Origin of the sequence: Micromonospora sp. M51, assembly GCF_018070305.1 — a bacterium.
GTDB classification, from domain to species: domain Bacteria; phylum Actinomycetota; class Actinomycetes; order Mycobacteriales; family Micromonosporaceae; genus Micromonospora; species Micromonospora parva.
In genome coordinates, this window is sequence record NZ_JAGPXZ010001015.1 from 1 (window position 1) to 1,812 (window position 1,812).

The following is a 1,812-nucleotide window of genomic DNA, read 5'->3' on the forward strand; positions in this document are numbered from 1 at the left end:
GAAGGTCAACGTGGGCGACGAGGCCAAGGGCAAGGAGTGCTTCTGAGGTGAGTCGGGCCCGCGGTGGCCGACCACCGGGGGTGCCGTCCCCTTCCCCGTCCCCGCTCCGCCAGGAGGAGTACGTGACAACCGCCAACGCGTCCCACGCCCGGCCCGGCGGCACGGCCCAGGCGTGGCAGACCTTCCGCCGCTGGCAGCGGAGCCGACCGTTCTGGGGAGGCCTCTTCGTCGCCCTGGCCGGGGTGGAGATGTTCGCCTCCACCCGGATGACGATCAACGGCCTGAGCTTCCACAGCGGAGCCACCGGTCTGCTCTCGCTCCTGATCCCGGTCATCCTGGTGACCTGCGCCCTGCTGCTCTGGTTGAGCCCGGCGCAGCGGCTGTTCTACTCGGTCGTCGCGGCGGTCACCACGGTCTATTCGCTGATCGGGCTCAACCTCGGCGGCTTCTTCGTCGGTCTTCTGCTCGGCATCGTCGGCAGCGCGCTCGCCTTCGCCTGGACCCCGACCCGACCTGCGCCAGCCGCTGCCGACCTGTCCGACACCGAACTGCCCCTCACCGAACGAATCGATGCGGATCAGCCTGGCGCGGAGCAGCGCGGAGTCCAGCGGCTCGACACGGAGCGGATCGGAGTTGGGCAGACCGACGCGGCCGGCGAACCGGTGGACCGCCCGGCGAGCGACGCGACCGACGCGGGAGCACCCCCCGAGTGGCCGGGACGTCCTGCTGATCCGCGGGTGTTCGGAGTCGCGCTGCTGGTGCTGGGCCTCGCTGCGGCCGGCCTGGCCACCCAGCCCGGAGCGGTGCAGGCCGCACCGACCCGACCCGCCGCGACCGCCTGCCCGACCCCGTCCCGGTCCGTCACGCCGTCGCGCAGCCCCTCCACTCCCACCAGGACGCCGACCCCGACACCGAGCGTCAGCCCGGAGCGGGACGGCAACATCATCACCGACATCCTGGATGGAATCGGGGACCTGTTCAACGGTGGACGCGACGAGAAGACCGCGACGCCGTCGGCCACCCCGACCGCCAACCCGTCGGCGAAGCCGACAGTCACGCCGACGGCCCGTCCCGGGTCCACGGCCTGCCCGTCACCGAACCCGGGCGGGTCAGGTAAGCCCGGGGCCACGACGCCCGACAAGCCGGACAAAGCGGAGCCGGGCAAGCCGCTGCCCCGCATCGCGGCCGACCCGAATCTGCCGATGGTGGGCGAGACGCCGTCCAAGCTCACCGGCTCCAAGGTCACCATGACCGGGCTGCGGTTCGACGGGACCACCGAGCTGCGGACCGAGAAGGGCAGCCTCAAGGTGCTGAAGTTCAGCATGCGGGAGGCGGTGACCGACGACTTCCTGCTGGTCGCCGACGGCCCCGACGGGCGCACCCAGCGGTACAAGACCGACCGGCTGACCGTCCGCGGTGACGTGGCCTTCTACTCCACCCGGTTCGTCGGCAAGCTGCTCGGCATCAAGCTCACTCTGACCCCGGACCTGCCGTTGCCGGACGGGATCCCGGTCACCCTGCCGATCTCGATCACGTTCACCGACCCGGTCATCGATCTGGCGTTCGTCACCAGTGACACGCTGACCGCCCGGCCCTCGTTGGCGCTGGCACTCGGCTGAACGACAACCGTCCCGATGGCTCCGGGTGCTGGCGGTACGACGAACCGCCAGCACCCGGGCCGTCAGAGACTCAGAGCCGGGCCAGCGCCCGACGCAGCGGGTCGAGACCCAGCGCACCCAGGTCCAACGCCTGCCGGTGGAACTCCCGCAGGTCGAAGTCGGCACCCTTGCGGGCCTTGGCGTCCTCGCGGGC

At 71.4% G+C, this 1,812-nt stretch carries 2 protein-coding genes; one reads left to right on the top strand and one right to left on the bottom strand.

Annotated elements, in window-relative coordinates:
- Positions 1–122 precede the first annotated feature (122 nt).
- Complete coding sequence (locus KBX53_RS37035; protein ID WP_210863536.1) at positions 123–1,619, top strand: DUF6114 domain-containing protein; 1,497 nt, start codon at positions 123–125, stop codon at positions 1,617–1,619.
- 70 nt (positions 1,620–1,689) lie between these two features.
- On the opposite strand, the gene KBX53_RS31930 is transcribed toward KBX53_RS37035, so the two are convergent.
- The coding region (locus KBX53_RS31930) for a DUF885 family protein (RefSeq protein WP_210863538.1) at positions 1,690–1,812 on the bottom strand (123 nt) is incomplete at its 5' end.